Annotated in this window: 17 protein-coding genes; 11 read left to right on the forward strand and 6 right to left on the reverse strand. The window is 57.7% G+C overall.

Translation table 11 applies throughout. The features are described from left to right. Together dxs and AC4GMC_RS05625 are read left to right on the forward strand one after the other, a co-directional pair. Positions 1-1,709 (forward strand): 1-deoxy-D-xylulose-5-phosphate synthase (gene dxs, locus AC4GMC_RS05620; protein ID WP_487878070.1); only part of this gene is annotated, 1,709 nt, incomplete at its 5' end. 52 nt (positions 1,710-1,761) lie between these two features. After that, entirely contained in the window at positions 1,762-2,040 is a 279-nt protein-coding gene (locus AC4GMC_RS05625; protein ID WP_487878071.1) for a hypothetical protein, read from the forward strand. Positions 2,041-2,046: 6 nt separating this feature from the next. On the opposite strand, the gene idi is transcribed toward AC4GMC_RS05625, so the two are convergent. The 6 genes from idi to AC4GMC_RS05655 form a co-directional block, all read right to left on the reverse strand. Further along, positions 2,047-2,574 (reverse strand): isopentenyl-diphosphate Delta-isomerase, encoded by a 528-nt coding sequence (idi, locus tag AC4GMC_RS05630; protein WP_487878072.1) that lies wholly within the window; start codon positions 2,572-2,574, stop codon positions 2,047-2,049. Next, positions 2,571-3,749: a geranylgeranyl diphosphate reductase gene (locus tag AC4GMC_RS05635; protein WP_487878073.1), complete on the reverse strand. Its 1,179-nt coding sequence runs from the start codon at positions 3,747-3,749 to the stop codon at positions 2,571-2,573. Before AC4GMC_RS05635 ends, idi begins: the two co-directional genes overlap by 4 nt. A gap of 2 nt (positions 3,750-3,751) precedes the next feature. Further along, positions 3,752-5,008, reverse strand: coding sequence for an MFS transporter (locus tag AC4GMC_RS05640; protein ID WP_487878074.1), 1,257 nt, complete (start codon positions 5,006-5,008; stop codon positions 3,752-3,754). Beyond that, positions 5,005-5,907 (reverse strand): chlorophyll synthase ChlG, encoded by a 903-nt coding sequence (gene chlG / locus AC4GMC_RS05645; RefSeq protein WP_487878947.1) that lies wholly within the window; start codon positions 5,905-5,907, stop codon positions 5,005-5,007. Before chlG ends, AC4GMC_RS05640 begins: the two co-directional genes overlap by 4 nt. Before the next feature lie 85 nt (positions 5,908-5,992). After that, on the reverse strand, positions 5,993-7,429 hold the full coding sequence (ppsR, locus tag AC4GMC_RS05650) for a transcriptional regulator PpsR (RefSeq protein WP_487878709.1): 1,437 nt from the start codon (positions 7,427-7,429) through the stop codon (positions 5,993-5,995). Between the two features lie 45 nt (positions 7,430-7,474). Continuing rightward, the gene (locus AC4GMC_RS05655; RefSeq protein WP_487878710.1) at positions 7,475-8,263 is read right to left on the reverse strand and encodes a cobalamin B12-binding domain-containing protein; all 789 of its coding nucleotides are present in this window, start codon (positions 8,261-8,263) and stop codon (positions 7,475-7,477) included. A gap of 307 nt (positions 8,264-8,570) precedes the next feature. On the opposite strand from AC4GMC_RS05655, the gene bchF reads away from it, so the two are divergent. From bchF to puhB, 9 genes are read left to right on the forward strand one after another with little or no spacing between them, the layout of a single operon-like run. After that, positions 8,571-9,059 carry a 2-vinyl bacteriochlorophyllide hydratase gene (bchF, locus tag AC4GMC_RS05660; RefSeq protein ID WP_487877750.1) on the forward strand — a complete coding sequence of 163 codons (489 nt, stop codon included), beginning with the start codon at positions 8,571-8,573 and terminating at the stop codon, positions 9,057-9,059. Beyond that, entirely contained in the window at positions 9,056-10,327 is a 1,272-nt protein-coding gene (locus AC4GMC_RS05665; RefSeq protein WP_487877748.1) for a ferredoxin:protochlorophyllide reductase (ATP-dependent) subunit N, read from the forward strand. The genes bchF and AC4GMC_RS05665 overlap by 4 nt, the downstream gene beginning before the upstream one ends. Continuing rightward, a complete protein-coding gene (gene bchB, locus AC4GMC_RS05670; protein ID WP_487877747.1) occupies positions 10,324-11,886 on the forward strand; it encodes a ferredoxin:protochlorophyllide reductase (ATP-dependent) subunit B in 1,563 nt (520 codons plus the stop codon). Before AC4GMC_RS05665 ends, bchB begins: the two co-directional genes overlap by 4 nt. Beyond that, positions 11,876-15,442 carry a magnesium chelatase subunit H gene (locus AC4GMC_RS05675; RefSeq protein ID WP_487877746.1) on the forward strand — a complete coding sequence of 1,189 codons (3,567 nt, stop codon included), beginning with the start codon at positions 11,876-11,878 and terminating at the stop codon, positions 15,440-15,442. Before bchB ends, AC4GMC_RS05675 begins: the two co-directional genes overlap by 11 nt. Before the next feature lie 55 nt (positions 15,443-15,497). Beyond that, a complete protein-coding gene (gene bchL / locus AC4GMC_RS05680) occupies positions 15,498-16,397 on the forward strand; it encodes a ferredoxin:protochlorophyllide reductase (ATP-dependent) iron-sulfur ATP-binding protein (RefSeq protein ID WP_116904390.1) in 900 nt (299 codons plus the stop codon). Continuing rightward, on the forward strand, positions 16,398-17,081 hold the full coding sequence (bchM, locus tag AC4GMC_RS05685) for a magnesium protoporphyrin IX methyltransferase (RefSeq protein WP_487878946.1): 684 nt from the start codon (positions 16,398-16,400) through the stop codon (positions 17,079-17,081). Between the two features lie 38 nt (positions 17,082-17,119). Continuing rightward, entirely contained in the window at positions 17,120-18,517 is a 1,398-nt protein-coding gene (locus AC4GMC_RS05690) for a PucC family protein (protein WP_487878949.1), read from the forward strand. A gap of 22 nt (positions 18,518-18,539) precedes the next feature. Continuing rightward, the gene (gene puhA / locus AC4GMC_RS05695) at positions 18,540-19,304 is read left to right on the forward strand and encodes a photosynthetic reaction center subunit H (protein ID WP_038007424.1); all 765 of its coding nucleotides are present in this window, start codon (positions 18,540-18,542) and stop codon (positions 19,302-19,304) included. A gap of 30 nt (positions 19,305-19,334) precedes the next feature. Further along, the gene (gene puhB, locus AC4GMC_RS05700; protein ID WP_487878945.1) at positions 19,335-19,988 is read left to right on the forward strand and encodes a photosynthetic complex putative assembly protein PuhB; all 654 of its coding nucleotides are present in this window, start codon (positions 19,335-19,337) and stop codon (positions 19,986-19,988) included. The last annotated feature ends 7 nt before the right edge of the window (positions 19,989-19,995 follow it).

Raw genomic sequence — 19,995 nt, forward strand, 5'->3', positions numbered from 1 at the left:
CCCATGACAAGCTGGTCTGGGATGTGGGTCACCAGTGTTATCCGCACAAAATTCTAACCGGTCGCCGGGATCGGATGCTGACACTGCGCCAAAAGGGCGGGTTGTCGGGTTTCACCAAACGCTCCGAGAGCGAATATGATCCCTTTGGCGCGGCGCATTCCTCAACCTCAATCTCAGCGGCCCTTGGCTTTGCCACCGCGCGCGATTTGGGAGAGGCAACGGGCGACGCAATTGCCGTGATTGGCGATGGCTCCATCAGCGCGGGCATGGCCTATGAAGCGCTGAATAATGCCGGCAGTGAAGGGCGGCGTTTGTTCGTTGTCTTGAACGATAATGAGATGTCGATTGCACCACCGGTGGGCGCAATGTCCCGATACTTGAGCGAATTGTCCAAGTCGCCCTTTGGCCAAATGGCCGATGAGATCGCAAAACACTTGCCCGGTCCATTTCGCGAAAGCGCGGAACGCGCCAAGGCATTGATGACCGGTGCCACGGGTGATGCGACGCTGTTTGAGCAGTTGGGCTTTACCTATATCGGTCCAATTGACGGACATGATATGGGCCAGCTTCTTAGTGTGTTGCGTGCCGCCAAGGCGCAGGCCACTGGGCCGGTCTTGATCCATGCCGTCACGGTAAAGGGCAAGGGCTATAACCCAGCCGAACTGTCGGATTGTTGCTATCATGGGGTTGCTAAGTTCGATGTCGCCACTGGGCAGCAGAAGAAAACTGCCCCCAACGCACCCAGCTATACGGGCGTTTTTGGGAAAAGGTTGCTGGCTGAGGCTGAAGCTGATCCCAAGATTGTCGCGGTCACGGCGGCGATGCCGGGCGGGACTGGCTTAGATGTTATGCAAAAGGTCATGCCCAACCGCGTCTTTGATGTGGGTATTGCCGAACAGCACGCCGTTACGTTTGCCGCCGGGATGGCGGCCAGCGGGCTGAAACCATTCTGCGCCGTCTATTCCAGCTTTCTGCAACGCGGTTACGATCAGATTGCCCACGATGTTGCATTGCAAAACTTGCCTGTGCGGTTCTGCATTGACCGGGCAGGGCTGGTCGGTGCTGATGGCGCGACCCATGCGGGGGCCTTCGATATCTGCTTCCTTGCGACGTTGCCAAACATGACTGTCATGGCCGCCGCTGATGAGGCGGAACTGGTTCATATGATGGCCACAATGGCTGCGCATGACAGTGGCCCCATCGCTCTGCGCTATCCGCGCGGTGAGGGTGTTGGCTGTGATATGCCAGAGCATGGTGAGGTCCTGCCAATCGGCAAAGGCCGTATCGTGAAACAGGGTGACCGTGTGGCGCTGTTAAGTTTTGGCGCCCACCTGAATGAAACACTTGCCGCAGCAGAAGAACTTGATGCACGCGGGCTGAGCACCACCGTGGCAGATGCCCGATTTGCCAAACCGCTTGATACAAATTTGATCGCGCAACTGGTCGAGACACACGATGCGCTGATCACGATAGAGCAGGGGTGTGAGGGTGGTTTTGGCGCAATGGTTTTGCACTGGCTGGCCAAGACGGGGCGCTTAGATGGGGGCGTTGCCATTCGGACGCTGACCCTGCCGGATCGGTTCATTGATCAGGCAAGCCCTGCGGATATGTACGCAGATGCCGGGCTGACCGCGCGCGACATCGCAAAGGCAGCCCTAGATGCCGTGGGCGTCCGAATTTCGCCACAAACGGCCAAGGCCACGTCATAGTTTTAACAAAGACCTGTGGGAGGCTGATGCGTCTGCCAACCACGAGGTTATCATGTTTAAAAAAGCATTTGTTGCGGCCCTTATGACGGCCACCGTCTTTTCCCCCGCTTTTGCGGACGAAAACGAAGCAGAGGAAATCGAGACGATTTCCGAGATCACCCTGTCCAACGTGGCAGGTGTTCAGCTTCAAATCGTTTGTAACATCGAGATCTGCAAAGTGCACAGCCTACAGCCCGGATCCGATGTTTGGGATCGCGAAGAGGTTAAGCCATCTACTGAAGGTGTCTTTAATGGCCTTGTGAACAAATACACGGCCTTCGGGTATTCCTGATCCTGCCTAGGCGCGGATCAGGTCGCCGAAAATACGCTCTTTGTGTTCGGTCATGTAAATCCGAAGCCAGGCGGTGAATTGATCTGGGTTGCGCGCGATATCGGCTGACAATGCGTCGGTGTGTACCCATTTCACTGCCTCAACCTCATCCGGGTTGAGGTCCCATGTGACGTCGGGTGCATTGGCAACAAAGACTTCAACGACCTCATGCTCAATCATGCCGCCACCCACGGGCGCCCGGTATTCCAACGTTTCGCGTTGATTGAGCGTCAGTCCTGTGATGCCCAGCTCTTCCTTTAGCCGACGCTGCGCGCAGTCCATCCCGCTTTCGTTCCATTCGGGGTGGGTACAGCAGGTGTTCGCCCATAGACCCGGCGTGTGATATTTGCCCGCCGCGCGTTTTTGGATCAGCAGATGATCCCCATCCATCACAAACACCGAAATGGCCTTGTGCCGGAGCCCTTTGACATGGGCCTCCAGTTTTTCAACGGGGGTCAACGTGCCATCGACCCAAGCGGGGATCATAATGGTCATGCGCGGGTCGCCGGAATGACACCCATCAGGTGCATAAGGTTTTTGATGCCGATTTTGATATGCGCCATGGGACGGGCTTTTACCAATTCCTTGTTCATATAAGCCTCGAAGGTGAGCTTTTGAACATCGATGTCGTGACAGAGCGATACGAACCGTTCGCGCCGCTCGTCGCTCCTATAATAGGCGTTTTGCATCGCGCCAAGGATTTTGAACACAGCCTTGTGGTCCTTCATGAACAGCTTGCGCGCGATCCGAAGGTCTTTGACCTGACCAGACGCAAGGCAGGCAGCCGCTGCGGTAGCTGCCACGCGGCCACCAACCATCGCATAGAAAATGCCTTCGCCAGAGGAGGGGGCCACGACACCAGCGGCATCACCGGCCAGTACGACATCCTTGCCATTGTCCCAACGATCCATTGGCTTCAACGGGATAGGCGCGCCTTCTTTGCGGATGGTTTCACAATCCGTCAGGCCCGATGCGGCGCGTAGGTCTGCGGTCGCTTGTTTAAGATCAACGTCGGGGTCCTCGGTCCCCATGCCGACACTGGCGGAGTCGCCGTGCGGGAATACCCAACCGTAGAAATCAGGACTGATCTTGCCGTCATAAATCACGTCACACCGGGCGGGATCGTAGCTGCCGATCTTGCCGGGGGCTTTGATAATCTCGTGATACGCGATCACATATGGGATTTTGTCCCCACCGGGGACCTCTTGTTTCGCTACGTTTGACCGCGCGCCATCCGCGCCGATCACCAGCTTCGTGGTTAGGCGAACTTCGTTGCGGGTTTGTTTGTCACGATAGATGACGTGGGTGCCTTCGCCATCGCGGTCAATCCGCAGGAAAGTCCCAGTGTGCCGTTCCGCCCCCGCATCGGCGGCGCGCACCCGAAGGAATTCATCAAAATGCTCGCGGTCGACCATGCCAACGTAGCCATCCTCAATCGGGATATCGACTTGGCGCAGGGTGGGGGAAATCATCCGGGCGGTGTTGATCCGCGCAACGATCTGGCTGTCGGGGATGTTGAAATCACGCACGGCGCGGGGTGGGATCGCGCCGCCACACGGTTTGATGCGGCCTGCGCGGTCGATCATTGCGACCTTGCGGCCTTCACGTGCTAGGTCTTCGGCGGCTGTGGCGCCCGACGGGCCCCCTCCAATGACAACAACGTCATACATGGTCATTCCCCTGGTTGAAGCGCGTGTGTTTCGCGCCGTTTTTCTAGAATTTGTAGCGCCATGAGGGCTGCCATCAAAAAGAGCACGGCCTCTAACGTGAATACGGTGCCGTAGGCGGCCGCGTCCGTCATAAAGGCGCGCGCGATGTCGAGAGTGCCGGTAGCCACCAGCCCCGCCAGCCCCGCCGCGATGGCTTGGGCTGCGCCAAACACGCCCATTCGTGTGCCGGTTTCGCGTTCGTGGTTTGAGGCGAGGGTCATCATGGACCCCACGGCCCCTACAACGAACAGTCCGTTGCCAAGGCCGAGCATCACCGTGGACGGGATCAACGCAAACCCGCTGCCTAGCCCCAAAAGCCCGAGCGCCGAGATCACACACCCGGTCACGGCCCAGAACCGTAACGTGCCGTACCCAAGGGTGGAGAGAAGCCCAGCTGCGATCATACCCATTAGGGCCGCGCCGTCTTTGCCGCCGGATAGTTTGGTTGAATCCTCAGGGCCAAGTCCGTGGACGTGACCTGCGAAGGGCTCAAAGATCAGCTCTGATAGGTAGAACGCGAGAATTGAGAGAAAGACAAAACCTGTAAAGCGTCTTGCCGATGGATCGGCCCAGACACTGCGAAGCGCGGTTTTGAAATTGGTATCTTGCTTGATGGGTGCGGGGCCAAGTGCCGCCTCGACCCGGAATGTCGCGATGATGCTGAGAACGAATGCGACGATTGAGACGACTGTCACCACGGTGATCAGCCTGTCTGGGCTATAAGGTTCCAGCGCGATGCCGGTTCCGATGGAGGCCATGATTGCGCCCGCGATCAGGAACAGCCACGCAAGCGTTGCCGCTGCACCTTTGCGTGCCGCTGGCGCGGCAACAGCCAGTAGCGCAAGGAACGATGTTCCCGCCGCGCCGACGCCGATCCCGATCGTGCAATAGGCCACAAACCAGATGCCAAGCGCGAGTGGTGTTGAGGCTTCACCAGTTTTGATGCCGATAGCGGCCAGCACAACGCCCAAGCCGACCACAGCAATACCGCCAATGATAAAAGGCGTCCGGCCGCCTTTTGCGTCCGACCTGTGGCCCCAGACAGGGCGGGTCATTTGGACACCATAGTGCAGGGCAACCAAAAGCCCGGGTAATAGGGCGGGCAGGGCCAGTTCAACGGTCATTAACCGATTGAAAAGATTGACGGGCAGGGCGGCGAGGCCCCCAATCGCCATATTCACCAGACATAGCCGCGCAAGAGTGAGCCAGCCGATGTTCATGCCAGCCCCCTGACTGCAACGGCAGCCACCATCATCCCCAAAACGTATAGGGTGACGCCGGTGCTATTGTACCAAGGCGCGCGGCCTTTCGGGTCCTTAAGCAAGGTTTGCATGGCCATGAATTGCACGATCAACGAGATGAAGATCGCAAAGGCGAACCACTCGCGGCCCCAGTGCATCAGCAGGCCAATCACGATGCATTGTGGGATTGCCATGATCCAGCATGCCACGCGCGCGGCCCGTTCCGGGCCTAGCGTAACAGGCAGAGAGTTGACGCCCATTTGGCGGTCGCCCTCAAGGGCTTTGAAGTCATTGAGCGTCATGATCCCATGCGCGCCGACCCCATAAAGAAGCGCGAGCAGGATGACCTCTGTCGATGGCAAGCTTGCGGCGACAACGGCGGCCCCGGTGAACCACGGCAGGCTTTCGTAGGATAGTCCGACCAATCCGGGTCCCCACCAGCCAGAGCGCTTGAGGCGGATAGGTTCGACGGAATAGGCCCAAGCCGCGAGCACGCCAACAACAGTCGCGACAAAACCCCATGTGCCCAGAAACGCACCGACGAATAGCGATAGCGCAGACATCGCCAGCGCAATCCACAGGCCCCAACGGCCGGGAATGCGCCCCGATGGAATGGGGCGATCGGGTTCGTTAATGGCATCGACATGACGATCACACCAATCATTTGCAGCCTGCGACATCCCGCAAACCACTGGCCCCGCAAGGAAAATTCCGAGAACCACAAGAAAAGGATGTGAAAGCGGGGAAACCCCCGATGAGACGATGCCGCACAAATAGGCCCACATCGGCGGAAACCACGTGATCGGTTTGATCAGTCGAAGCATCGCCGCTGGTTCTGGATAGACACGGTCTGAGTGTAAATCTAAACTGACAGTCATGTTGTCAGCATAGCTTAACAAAATAGAGTCGGGCAAGTGAAACCAATCACCTGCCGCGCAAAAGTGTCTAGTTTAGTTTACGGGTTTAGGAGTCGCCGTCTTTGTGCAGCAGCCCGTATTTGCGGAGCTTCACATAGAGAGACTGGCGCGACAGGCCAAGCATTTCAGCAGCGGCGACGCGGTTGTTGTCGGTTAGCTCAACTGCTGTTTCGATACACATCTTCTCAACGACATCTGTTGTCGCGGCGACGATATCCTTGAGCGGTGCAGAGCCGACCAAATCCATGACGTTGTGCATAGCCTCGTCTGATACGCCGGGAACGGGTGGCATGCCGCCGGATTCCCGCACGACTTCAAGCCGCGATGTATCGCGGAGCACAAACGCAAAGCCCGGGGAGGTGGAGCCCGCAAGGTGCGTCGCTGAAACCTCGACAGAGACTTGGGTGCCAAACGTGCTTTCGAGCCGGGTGGAATAGACGCGCATTTTGCCGGTGCGCGCCGCATTGTCGGTCAAGACTTTAAGGTCAACCGAGCCCCGCGCCATGAAATCACCAAAGCTTTTGCCGCGGACATCCGAAAGCGCGCCCGCATCGCACAGCGACAGGAACGCGTCGTTTGCGTAGCGGATTTGGCCATGACTGTCGGTGAAGACCATCGCGTCGGCGCCGTCGCGGTACAGACCAGACAGCGTCAGCGCGAGATCTTCGGCAATGAACTCGGCGCTTTCGGCGGTTTCGATCCGGCACAACAGGACACGATCGCCTGCGGCGCGGAAAAGGGTGGGGTGGATCACAACGGATTTGCCGCCACGTTTCGTTTCGGCGGACACGGGGCCTGCGCCCGAAACGCTTGCACCATTGCTAAGAGCTTCGATGAACTCGCCACGGCGACGGCCCTCGAACTCTTGGGTGAATGCGCCGCCAGACAGGTTGTCTTGGTTGCCACCAAGAACCTGAGCCGCAGCAGAGTTAAGGTCAATGATCCGACCTGTGTTTACATCCACGAGGGCAAAGGGGTCGCGCACGGCTTCCATGATGACACGGTAACGCGTTTCAAAATCACGGTGGGTTTCGTAGTCTTTTTCGAGCGCAAGTTGCGCCTTTACGAGACGATGCTGCAGCTCTGCTACAGGGCGCAGATCGCGCCCGAGCATCAAAATGACGCCCTCTTGGCCGGTGCGGTGCAGCGTATAACGAATCGGGAATTCCCAGTTCGCATTATCGAAATGGTTCACCTCGATGGCGTCGACGGGGTCTGCTGCGCCACCCTTGTGTGCCTCAAGCTGGGCCTCAAGCTTTGAAAGCGAGTCCTCTGCGAGGAATTCACGGATGTCACGATTGGCCCAGTGATCCAGCCGGCCAAGGGTTGGGTTCAGCGGGTTCACGACCACCGAACGCACCTTGCCGGTGATGTCCAGAATGATCGCCAGGTCGGCTGCCGTCGCAACAATATTGTTGAAGTGCTCGGGCGCAATCCGGGGGCCGGAACGCTCATTCCAAAAATCGGTTTCGCGGGTGTTCATCCCTTTAGGTCCATCCGTGCTTGGCGAAATGCTAAGTGGAGTTTACTAAACATTTTGCGCCTCCAAGTTGTACGAAGTTTCAAGTCCGCACAAGTCTATGACTGTTTCGGGGTCAGACGTAACGTGGTCTGCACCCGTAATCTGTTTGATATCCAGGGGTAGGTTGGACACTCCACCACCAATAACAATTGGCGTTATCTTTGGCACGGCTTTTCTGACGGCATCTACAAGCTCCCGTGCGGCACTTAGGCTGCGTCGGCCCGAGGATGTAATCCCAACCGCTGGAAAGCGATATTTTTTAACCATTTGAGCGACTTGTGCGGGGTGCATACCAACAGCGAGTTGGACATCAACGCCAAGTGCGCGGAACTTATGTGCGGCGACAAATACGCCAAGTGTGTGATGTTCGTTGCGAGGCACGACCAGAAGGATGCTGTCTCCGCTCAAGACTTGATCTTGGGCCGACTTGGCGTTCAGGGCGCGAATGGTTTCCTGCAGTCGGGCGGCACCAATCGTTACGTCGGCAAAACTAAGGTCGTTTGCAAACCACCGATCCCCCAACAACTGGGCGGTGGTGGGGATGATGTGTTCGATGATGTCCGTGTTCGAAAGGCCATGTGACTGTAGCGCGGATATCGCCTCGTGACGCTCAGCCTCATCCGGCGCAACAAACGCGTCACAAATCGCCTCCAGCTGGGGGCTTTTGTAATCAGGCGCAATCGCGCCGCTCTTGGCCTTGAGGACTGACAATGCTTGCACGGCCAGACTATTCACGCCGCCGCGGTGGTTCAGTCCGGAAGATGTCAGGGCCGCTGTTTTCGGTCCGTTGACCATAATTTCACCTCTCCGCAGTCACCCCCTGCGCCACAAACTTGGCGATACCGGGGCCGGGAGACCTTCAATCCCGTAATTACGCTTTTTTAACCCAAATGTCAATGAAAGCTGACACTCTGAGCAATCCTTTGAATGGGGGTTTGTGGAGGCAGGCTGAGCAAATACCCGATAGCGCCTTCATTTTTCCCGTTAAGAAACCATAGCGCGTTATTTCAAGTGTCAACAAGCGTAGTGTAAGTTTTAGTTGACACTTAGCCTCTGCATAGCGAAGATTAGAGATTACACGAAGAAGGGAGAGTCGCTCGTGATGGACCCACGGACGCCGAACCGCAAAGAGCCTATAAGGCTCTATACGCCGGAAGAAAGAACGCGCCGCGACAATACCATTTGGACCTTGATCCAAGGGGTTCTGGCGCCTTTGCAGTTCCTCGTGTTTGCAGTTTCAGTTGTGTTGGTGGCCCGCTATCTGTGGACCGGCGAAGGTTACATGGCCGCCACTATCTCTATCGTGGTCAAAACACTCTTTCTCTATGCCATCATGATCACCGGCGCGATTTGGGAAAAAATCGTTTTCGGTCAGTATCTTTTCGCCAAGGCGTTCTTTTGGGAAGACGTGTTTTCCTTTGTCGTGATCGCTTTGCACACTGCCTACATTTGGGCGCTTCTGACGGGCAGTCTGTCGCCTGTTGATCAAATGTGGCTCGCTCTGGCGGCATATGTTGCCTACGTCATCAACGCCGGTCAGTTTCTGTTGAAATTACGCATGGCCCGTCTCGAAGGGGAGGCGGTCGTTTGAATAAACCGTCCAACATTCAATCCGCTAGCTGTGCTGATGCTCCGGTCCTTAAGGAGCGCGGTCAGCGCGAAGTCTTTTGTGGGCTGACGGGAATTATCTGGCTGCATCGCAAGATGCAGGATGCGTTCTTTTTGGTCGTTGGGTCGCGCACTTGTGCCCATTTGCTGCAATCGGCAGCTGGCGTGATGATCTTTGCTGAACCTCGGTTTGGCACGGCCATCCTTGAGGAAAAAGACCTTGCGGGGATGGCGGATGCCCATCAAGAGCTTGACCGAGAGGTTGCGCGCCTACTGTCAAGGCGGCCTGACATTAAGCAGTTGTTTCTTGTGGGCTCCTGTCCGTCAGAAGTCATCAAGCTGGACCTTCAGCGCGCTGCTGAACGGCTAACCGAGGAACATGCCCCACATGTGCGGGTTCTGAACTATTCCGGCTCCGGGATTGAGACGACTTTTACGCAGGGCGAAGATGCTTGCCTTGCGTCGATGGTTCCCGGTTTGCCAAAAACCGATGCGCGTGAATTGCTGCTGGTCGGTGCCTTGCCGGATGTTGTCGAAGATCAGGCGATTAGCCTGTTGTCGGATATGGGCATTGGCCCCATTCGCGTTTTGCCCGCCGCCCGCGCCGATGGTGCGCCGGGGATTGGTGGCAACACAGTCTACGCACTTTTGCAGCCTTTCTTGGGTGACACTGACGCTGAGTTGGCCAAGCGCGGCGCCAAAGCTATCCGTGCGCCGTTCCCGTTTGGCGAAGAGGGCACAACGGCTTGGCTCAAGGCCATCGCTGACGAATTTGGTGTGGATGAAGCAACGTTTGACCGCGTGACTGCGGCCCCCCGCGCACGTGCCCGCAAGGCTATCAGCCAAGCGGCCGAAGCGTTGCGCGGCAAGTCGGTGTTCTTTTTCCCTGACAGCCAGTTGGAAATACCTCTGGCCCGCTTTCTGACCCGTGAATGTGGCATGGAGGCGATTGAGGTCGGTGCACCGTATATCCACATGGGCCTCGTACGTCCCGACCTTGAGCTGATGCCAGCGGGGCCCACAATCTCAGAGGGACAGGACGTTGATCTGCAACTTGATCGCGCCCGTGCCGCGCGCCCGGATCTAACAGTTTGCGGCCTTGGCCTGGCAAACCCGCTTGAGGCGGAGGGTCTGACCACCAAATGGGCCATCGAGTTGGTGTTCACCCCTGTGCATTTTTACGAACAAGCCGGTGATCTTGCGGGTCTGTTTTCGCGCCCTGTTCGGCGCAAGGAGATCTTGGCCGTATGAAACTGACCGTTTGGACATATGAAGGCCCACCCCACGTTGGCGCAATGCGCGTCGCAACGGGCATGAAGGGTTTGCACTACGTGCTGCACGCGCCGCAGGGCGACACCTACGCTGATCTTTTGTTTACGATGATTGAGCGTCGCAACCATCGTCCGCCGGTCACCTACACCACGTTTCAGGCGCGCGATCTGGGTGCTGATACTGCATATCTGTTTAAGGATGCCTGCCGCCAAGCCTATGAGCGGTTCAAGCCTGAGGCCCTGATTGTCGGCGCATCTTGTACCGCGGAGTTGATCCAAGATGACCCCGGTGGCCTTGCAGAAACCATGGGCCTGCCTGTGCCGGTTATCGCGCTGGACCTGCCCAGCTATTCCCGCAAAGAAAACTTCGGCACGGATGAAACATTCTACCAGCTGGTTCGCGCCTTGGCCAAGCCATTGGACCGCACAGCGCGGCCAACGGCGAATATCATTGGGCCAACTGGTTTGGGCTTTCGCCACCGCGACGATGTTGAAGAATTGACCGGCTTGCTGTCCGAGATGGGTGTCGACGTAAACGTCGTAGCACCTATGGGTGCGACGCCCACGGATCTGACCCGTCTGGGAGCAGCCCATTTCAACGTATTGCTTTATCCTGAGCACGCCGAGACGGCAGCGCGCTATATGGAAAAAGAGCTTGGACAGCCGTTCACGAAAACGGTTCCGATTGGTGTGAATGCCACCCGTGAATTTCTGGCCGAGGTCGGAGAAATCACCGGTTTAGACCCGAAAGTCGATGAAAGCCGCCTGCGCCAGCCGTGGTGGAGTAGGTCTGTCGATTCTACTTATTTGACTGGGAAACGCGTCTTTGTGTTTGGGGATGCGACCCATGTGAAAGCCTCCGTGCGGATTGCCCGCGAGGAAATGGGTTTCGAGGTCGTGGGTCTGGGTTGTTATAACCGTGAGTTCGCGCGTGACATCCGCGCGCTGGGCAAAGAAATCGGCGTGCCCGCGTTGATTTCGGACGACTACCTTGAGGTCGAAAAGGCGATTGAGGATGCATCGCCCGAGATGATCCTTGGCACACAGATGGAGCGCCATATCGGTAAACGATTGGGTATTCCCTGTGCCGTGATATCCGCGCCTGTTCACGTACAAGATTTCCCTGCGCGCTATTCCCCGCAGGTGGGGTTTGAGGGCGCGAATGTCATCTTTGACACTTGGATCCATCCGCTTGTGATGGGTCTAGAGGAGCATCTTTTGGCGATGTTCCGCGAGGATTTCGAGTTTCACGATGAAGCGGGGCCGTCGCACCATGGAGGCCACGCACCACGCCCCGAGGAGAGGGCGCACACTGGGGGCCAGCCCCCAGCCCCCCGGGATATTGAGGAACCAAAGAGCGAAAACCTTGGTTCCGATGTGATGGTTTGGTTGGCGGATGCTGAGAAGGAACTGAAAAAGATCCCTTTCTTTGTGCGTGGTAAGGCCAAGCGGAACACTGAGAAATACGCCGCTGAAAAGGGGATGACCCAGATCAGCAAAGACACCCTTTATGAAGCGAAGGCGCATTATGCGCGATGACCGGCATATCCCCGGCTACCGCGTTGTGGTGGTTACGTTGGACAGTCACGCGCTGGGCTCTGCGCAGCGTGTATTGGACCGCGTAAGTGACGACATGCCCGGCCTTACGGTCGAAATCCATGCGGCGGCTGAGTGGGCGGAAAATCCGGAAGCCCTTGAGGAAGCCAAGATTGCGGTGGCGCATGCCGATATCGTCGTCGCAAACCTGATCTTTTTTGAGGATCAGGTGAATGCAATTCTGCCCGCGCTAGAGGCGCGTCGCCCTGATTGTGATGCTATGATTGGGGTTATTGCGGACCCACAGATTGTGGCGTTGACGAAGATGGGGGAGCTGGACATGTCCAAGCCCGCATCCGGTGCGATGAAGTTCATGAAGAAGCTTCGGGGATCGAAAAAGCCATCTGGTGCAAGCGGCGAAAAGCAGATGAAGATGCTGCGTCGTCTGCCCAAGATCCTCAAGTTCATTCCCGGTAAAAGCCAGGATTTGCGCGCCTGGTTTTTGACCATGCAGTATTGGCTGGGCGGCAGCGATGAGAACATCGAACAGATGGTTCGTTTTTTGGTCGGGCGATATGCGTCGGATGCCACACTGCGCGGCGGCCGGTCCAACCCGCCGATTGAGTACCCTAACGTTGGGGCGTACCACCCTGACCTTTCGGAGCGTATCACGACCGACGTAAAGGTGCTGCCAAAGCCTGAAGGTTATAGCGTTACCGTCGGTCTTTTGTTGATGCGATCCTATGTTTTGAGCGGCGATACCGCCCACTACGACTATGTTATCCGTACGTTTGAGGCGAAGGGCATTCGCGTTATTCCAGCTTTTGCAGGGGGGCTTGATGGCCGTCCGGCGATTGAGGAATTCTTTCTCAATGAGCATGGTGCCACGATTGATGCGATGGTTTCGCTATCGGGTTTCTCGCTTGTTGGGGGGCCTGCTTATAACGACAGTTCGGCCGCGGTTGAGACGCTATCGAAGCTGGATGTGCCCTATCTGGCCGCGCATCCACTAGAGTTCCAGACACTTGGCCAGTGGGCCTCTGCGCCGCAGGGGCTGGGTCCGGTGGAAACGACCATGCTGATCGCTTTGCCCGAACTCGATGGCGCGACCAACCCAACTGTATTCGCTGGGCGTCATGGCGCCGAGGGATGCAATGGGTGCAACATGGGGTGTGATGGCGGCGATGTCACTAAGGCGATGGCGCCGTGCAAAGAGCGGGTTATTTCCCTTGCGGAAAAGGCGCTGCGGTTGGCCCGTTTGCGGCGCAAGGAAAACGCCGACAAGAAGGTCGGTGTGGTGCTGTTTGGCTTTCCGCCGAACGCGGGTGCCGTCGGAACCGCCGCCTATCTCAGCGTTTTTGAGAGCCTCTACAACACCCTGCATGCCATGAAGGCGCAAGGTTACACCGTAGATGTTCCCGAAAGTGTTGATGTTTTGCGCGCCTCGATCCTTGAGGGCAATTCCAAGCAATACGGTCAGCAGGCCAACGTTGCGGCGCATGTGGATGCCGATACCATCGTGCGCACAACGCCGCCGCTTGCTGCGATCGAAAGTGTTTGGGGCCCCGCGCCGGGCAAAGTGCAATCCGATGGGCGGGGCGTCTTTGTTCTGGGTGAGCATTTTGGCAACGTTTTTGTCGGGGTGCAGCCTACGTTTGGGTACGAAGGCGATCCGATGCGTCTTTTGTTTGAGGCAGGTTTTGCCCCCACCCACGCGTTCGTCACGTTCTATCTATGGCTGCGCAATCAGTACCGAGCTGATGTGGTTCTGCACTTTGGGATGCATGGTGCGCTTGAATTCATGCCGGGCAAGCAATCGGGCCTAGGGGCGTGCGATTGGCCAGACCGCCTGATCGGTGAATTGCCGAATGTCTATCTTTATGCTTCCAACAACCCGTCTGAGGCGACCTTGGCCAAGCGTCGGTCTGGAGCGGTGACGGTTACGCATTTGACGCCTCCATTGGCGTCTGGCGGGCTGTACAAAGGTCTGGCGGAGCTGAAGGACAGCCTGACCCGTTGGCGTGGCCTTGCGCCCGACGCAGGTGAGCGGGCCGAGTTGGAGGACCTGATCCGTGCGCAAGCTGAGGCCGTTGATTTGAACGATTGCGACCCTCAAACGCTGTGGCTGAAGCTGTTGGAAACCGAAGACGCGCTGATCCCGGATGGGCTGCATATCGTGGGGCGTCCGATTACCGATGCTGAGCGGGCCGAACATATCCGCGTCATGCCCGACTTGGACAGTGAAACACGCGCCAAGATTGACCACTTGCTTCAGCAAGAGACCGAGATTGACGGTCTGATGCGCGCGCTCAGCGGTCAGTACATCAAACCTGTTCCGGGTGGTGATTTGATCCGGTCGCTGGACGTGCTGCCGACTGGGCGCAATATTCACGCGTTTGATCCGTTCCGTATGCCCACCGCGTTTGCGTGTCAGGATGGGTGGAAACAGGCGGATGCCTTGCTGGCGACCCATGCCGAGCTGCCGCGGTCTATTGCGTTGGTGCTTTGGGGGTCGGACAACATTAAATCTGACGGTGGCCCGATCGGCCAGGCGCTTGCGTTGATGGGAGCTAAGCCTCGGTTCGACAGCTTTGGCCGACTAAGTGGTGCAGACCTGATCCCGCTGGAACAACTGGGGCGTCCGCGCATTGACGTTGTGATGACCCTGTCTGGTATTTTCCGCGACCTTCTGCCGTTGCAGACCCGAATGTTGGCGGATGCTGCCTATCAGGCCGCTGTCGCCGATGAGCCGGTAGAGATGAACTTTGTCCGGGCCCATGCCCTGGATTATGCGGCAAAGATGGGCTGCGACATGGAACAAGCCGCCTTGCGGGTCTTTTCCAACGCCGAAGGCGCTTATGGCGCGAACGTCAACGCGCTGGTCGACTCGGGTGCGTGGGACGATGAGGGCGAGCTTGCTGACGCCTATGAGAACCGCAAAAGTTTTGCCTATGGCCGCAATGGCAAGGCGTCCAAGGCCACGGACCTGCTCCACAATGTGCTCAGCGACGTAGACATCGCCTATCAAAACCTTGAGTCCGTTGAGCTGGGCGTAACGACGGTTGATCACTATTTCGATACGCTTGGCGGTATTTCGCGGGCAGTCAAACGCGCCAAGGGCATGGAGCCGCCGGTATACATTGGTGACCAAACTCGTGGCGGTAACAAGGTCCGGACACTGCAGGACCAAGTCGCGTTAGAAACACGCTCGCGCAGCCTGAACCCCAAGTGGTTCGAGGGCCTTCTGAAGCATGGCCACGAAGGCGTGCGCCAGATTGAGGCGCAATTCACCAACACGCTCGGATGGTCTGCAACGACCAATGCAGTGGACCCTTGGGTTTACCAGCGGCTGAGCGAAACATTCGTGTTGGATGAGGATATGCGCCGCCGTCTGGCTGATCTGAACCCACAGGCAAGTGCCCGGATGGCCAACCGCCTGTTGGAAGCAAACGACCGCAATTTCTGGCAGCCGGATGAGGCAACGCTCGCGGCGCTTCAGGATGCAGCGGACGAACTGGAAGATCGGCTAGAGGGTCTCACGACCATGGCAGCCGAATGAGACATTTAAATCATAAGGGTGCGCAGAAAACTGCGTTTCCAACAGGAGGAAAACACTGATGGCATTGGACAAAGCGCCCCCTATTCTGCGTGGCCAAGATGGCGAAGGCTCCGTACAAGTGCACCAAGACGACCAGCTTAAGATCGAAGGCGCCAAGGTGTTTTCTGTCTACGGTAAGGGTGGCATCGGCAAGTCGACCACGTCGTCGAACCTGTCTGCGGCATTTACCAAAATGGGTAAACGGGTCCTGCAAATTGGCTGCGACCCCAAGCATGACAGCACATTCACTCTGACGGGCAAGCTGCAACCAACGGTGATCGATATTCTCAAGGATGTGGATTTCCACTCTGAGGAACTGCGGCCCGAGGATTTTGTGACCGTCGGCTACGGCGGCGTGCAATGCGTTGAGGCCGGTGGCCCCCCCGCAGGTACAGGTTGTGGCGGCTATGTTGTGGGGCAGACGGTCAAACTGCTGAAACAACACCACATGCTGGAAAACACAGATGTCGTGATCTTTGACGTGCTGGGTGATGTGGTCTGCGGTGGTTTTGCCGCGCCGCTGCAACACGCTGACCGCGCACTGATTGTGACGGCGAATGATTTCGACAGCATCTATGCAATGAACCGCATTATTGCAGCCGTCCAAGCGAAATCAGCGAACTACAAGGTCCGGCTTGCGGGTTGTGTGGCGAACCGCTCCAAGGACACAGACGAGGTGGATCGCTATTGTGACACCGTCGGCTTCAAGCGTATCGCGCATATGCCCGACGTGGATGCGATCCGTCGCTCGCGGCTCAAGAAAAAGACGCTGTTTGAGATGGGCGATGATGAAGACATCATCCAGTGCCAAAAAGAATACATCCGCATGGCTGAAACGCTGTGGGCAGGCACTGATCCACTAGCACCCGCGCCGCTTGAAGATCGTCATATCTTTGAATTGTTGGGGTTCGACTAAGTGGCCGATTACGCATCCACCCGGGCGCGCGTCGAAACTTATTTCGACAAAACCGCCACCAAGACATGGGAGCGTCTGACCTCGGACGCGCCCGTTTCTGGCGTGCGCAAAACCGTGCGCGCGGGCAGGGACCGGATGCGTGAAATTATGCTATCGCGTTTGCCAAAGGATTTGGCAGGCGCGCGTGTGCTAGATGCCGGGTGTGGCGCCGGTCAAGTAACCGAGATCCTTGCGGATCGCGGCGCGGATGTGGTTGCCATTGATATCTCACCCTCGTTGATCGAGATCGCCAAGAAACGCGTGCCGCACCATCTGCACCCGAATGTGCAGTTCAAATCCGGCGATATGTTCGCGCCCGAACTTGGGTCGTTCGATTACATCGTCGCGATGGATTCCATGATTTACTATGAGGCTGGCGATATCGGCCAAAAACTGGCGGCCTTGGACGCGCGCGTGTCCAAGTCGCTGGTGTTTACGGTGGCACCGCGCACGCCGTTTTTGATGACATTCTGGACCATGGGCAAGGTTTTCCCCCGCTCAGACCGGTCGCCCATTATGATCCCGCATGCCCCCGCCAAGCTGCAACAAGCGGCATCGCACGCAGGCGCCACCGGCGCGCTAAGCGAGATTGAGCGCGTGACCTCTGGTTTCTACATCTCCACCTGCATGGAGTACGCTACGTGACCAAAGAAGCGCATCCTCTGACCAAGTTCACACTTGAGATGCTGCCCTTCTCGGATGCGGGGTCTGAAGACCTGCCTATGGCAAAACTGCTGCGTTTGTCTCTGTTCCAGATCTCGGTCGGGATGGCTGCGGTGATGTTGTTGGGCACGCTAAACCGCGTGATGATCGTTGAACTGAACGTGCCTGCTTTGCTGGTTGCCATGATGGTGGCGCTGCCGGTTCTGGTCGCGCCCTTCCGTGCGCTTTTGGGGCACCGGTCTGACAATTACCGCTCCGCCATTGGGTGGAAGCGATTGCCTTATCTTTGGTTTGGTACACTTTGGCAGTTCGGCGGGCTGGCGATTATGCCTTCTGCGTTGCTCGTGCTGTCGGGCAACAATGCCTATGACATTCCTTTTGCGGGCGAAATTGCCGTTGGTTTGGCGTTTGTTATGACCGGCTTAGGCATGCATATGACCCAAACTGCGGGCCTTGCGCTGGCGGCGGACCGCGCCACGGATGAAACCCGGCCCCGCGTTGTGGCGTTCTTGTATGTGGCATTCCTGCTCGGCATGCTCGTGTCGGCGATCATCCTTGGTGCGCTGTTGCGCGACTTTACCCCCGTCAAGCTGATCCAAGTGATCCAAGGCACCGCCGTTGTGACCCTAATCTTGAACGTGGTCGCCTTGTGGAAACAAGAAAGCGTGCGCCCCATGACCAAGGCAGAGCGCGACGCGCCAATGCCCCGGTTTAGTGATGCGTGGAACGATCTGGCTGCGGGTGGCACGGCTGGCCGCCTGCTGGCGGTCGTGTTTCTTGGGACGATGGCGTTCAATATGCAGGATGTCCTGCTGGAACCATACGGCGGTGAAATTCTGGGCCTGTCAGTCTCCATGACAACGCTTCTGACGGCGTCATGGGCGGTGGGCGCGCTGGTGGCATTTGCCATGGCGGCCAAATGGCTGGGCGCGGACATGAACCCTTACCGCATCGCCGGACGTGGCTGCCTCGTGGGCCTTGCCGCATTTTCGGCCGTGATTTTTTCAAACCCAATGATGTCGATGCCCCTGTTTTTTACAGGCGCGGCGTTGATCGGCTTTGGTGGCGGGCTTTTTGCCGTCGCCACGCTGCATGCGGCGATGACGATGCCGGCACAGGGTTTGGCGGGGCGTGGCCTCGCACTCGGAGTTTGGGGGGCTGCGCAAGCGACTGCGCAAGGTCTCTCGACAGCTATCGGTGGCGCCACGCGCGACACCGTCAATCAATTCGCAACTTCTGGCGCCTTGGGAGAGGCGTTGGCGAGCCCGGCAACCGGCTATTCCGTGGTCTACCACATGGAAATAGCTTTGCTGTTCGTCACGCTTATCGCCCTTGGGCCGCTGGTGCGGACAATCACTACAGACACAAACCAATCCCTGGAAAGCGGCAAGATCGGACTCGCCGACTTCCCGACATAACGCCCAACAAGGAGGTCATCCCATGGTGGAACCATTCTTCGGCAACTTCGATTTGGCCAGTCTCTCGATCTGGCTCTTCTGGGGCTTTTTCGCGCTCCTGATTTACTATCTGCAGACGGAAAACATGCGCGAAGGCTACCCGCTCGAAAACGACGACGGGACCGAGTCCGCGAACCAAGGGCCGTTCCCGGTCCCTAACCCCAAAACGTTCAAGCTGCCCCACGGCCGCGGTGATGTAACGCTGCCCGGCCCAGATGTGCAGTCCCAGCGCAACGTTGCGCTCAAGCAATCTGCTGTGCCCAACGGTTTCCCGTTTGAGCCAACCGGTGATCCGATGGTTGACGGTGTTGGCCCCGCATCTTGGGCGGCGCGTCGCGATTTGCCCGAATTGGACGGCCACGGCCACACCAAGATTGTGCCCATGGGCGCCTCCGAGACGTTCCGCGTTTCGGCTGGGCGTGATCCGCGCGGTCTGCCGGTGCAGGCGGCTGATGGATCTATCGTTGGGATGATCAACGACATGTGGATCGATGCCCCCGAGCAGCTGGTCCGTTATTTGTCCGTTGAACTGGACGAAGACGGTTCTTCGCGGCTGATGCCCATCCAGTTGACCCGTATTCACGCCGACCGCGTGGAAGTGAAGTCGCTTTATGGGAAGCATTTCACAGGCATTCCTCTGACCAAATCGCCCAATCAGGTGACCTTGCTCGAGGAAGACAAGATCTGTGGCTACATCGGCGGTGGCAAACTTTACGCGGACCCGGCGCGTCAAGAGCCTCAGATCTAAGACGACGATTTAACGACAAGGACCAGACCCATGTCTCACGACGATTTTGACCAAGAACCCATCCGCGGCCTGCCCGAGATGCTCCCCGAAGGGGAAACCATCCTGTGGCAGGGCGCACCTAACTGGTGGGCGCTGACCAAGGAAAGCCTGTCCTTCAAATGGGTGGCAGGCTACTTCCTCATCCTGTTTGGATGGCGGGCAATCGTCGCGGGATCAACCATGTCTGTGATCGAGGCGATGACTGCCGCCTCGTTCTACCTTGTGCTGGGGGCGGTGGCCTGCATCATGTTGATCCTGACGGGATGGGCACAGGCGAAATCGACCGTCTATACCATCACGAACCGTCGGGTGATCATGCGCGTTGGCGCGGCTCTCACCATGACGTTGAACTTTCCGTTCACACAAATCGCTGCTGCCAACCTGACCACCCGCAAGGATGGCAGCGGCACCATTGCCCTGCAAACGCTGGGCGAGACCCGCTTTGGTTACCTGACGCTTTGGCCACACATGCGTCCTTGGCGGATCGCCCGTACAGAGCCCGCGCTGCGCTGCATCCCGCAGGCCGCAAAGGTCGCGCGCCTGCTGGCCGAAGTCGCTGAACCCGAAATTTCGCAACCTCGTGTCGCGCGGATAGACCCCGCTCATGCGACGCCCAATGTAGCCTCTTTGGCTGCTGCAGAATAAGGAGCCG

This window comes from Thalassobacter sp., assembly GCF_982993085.1.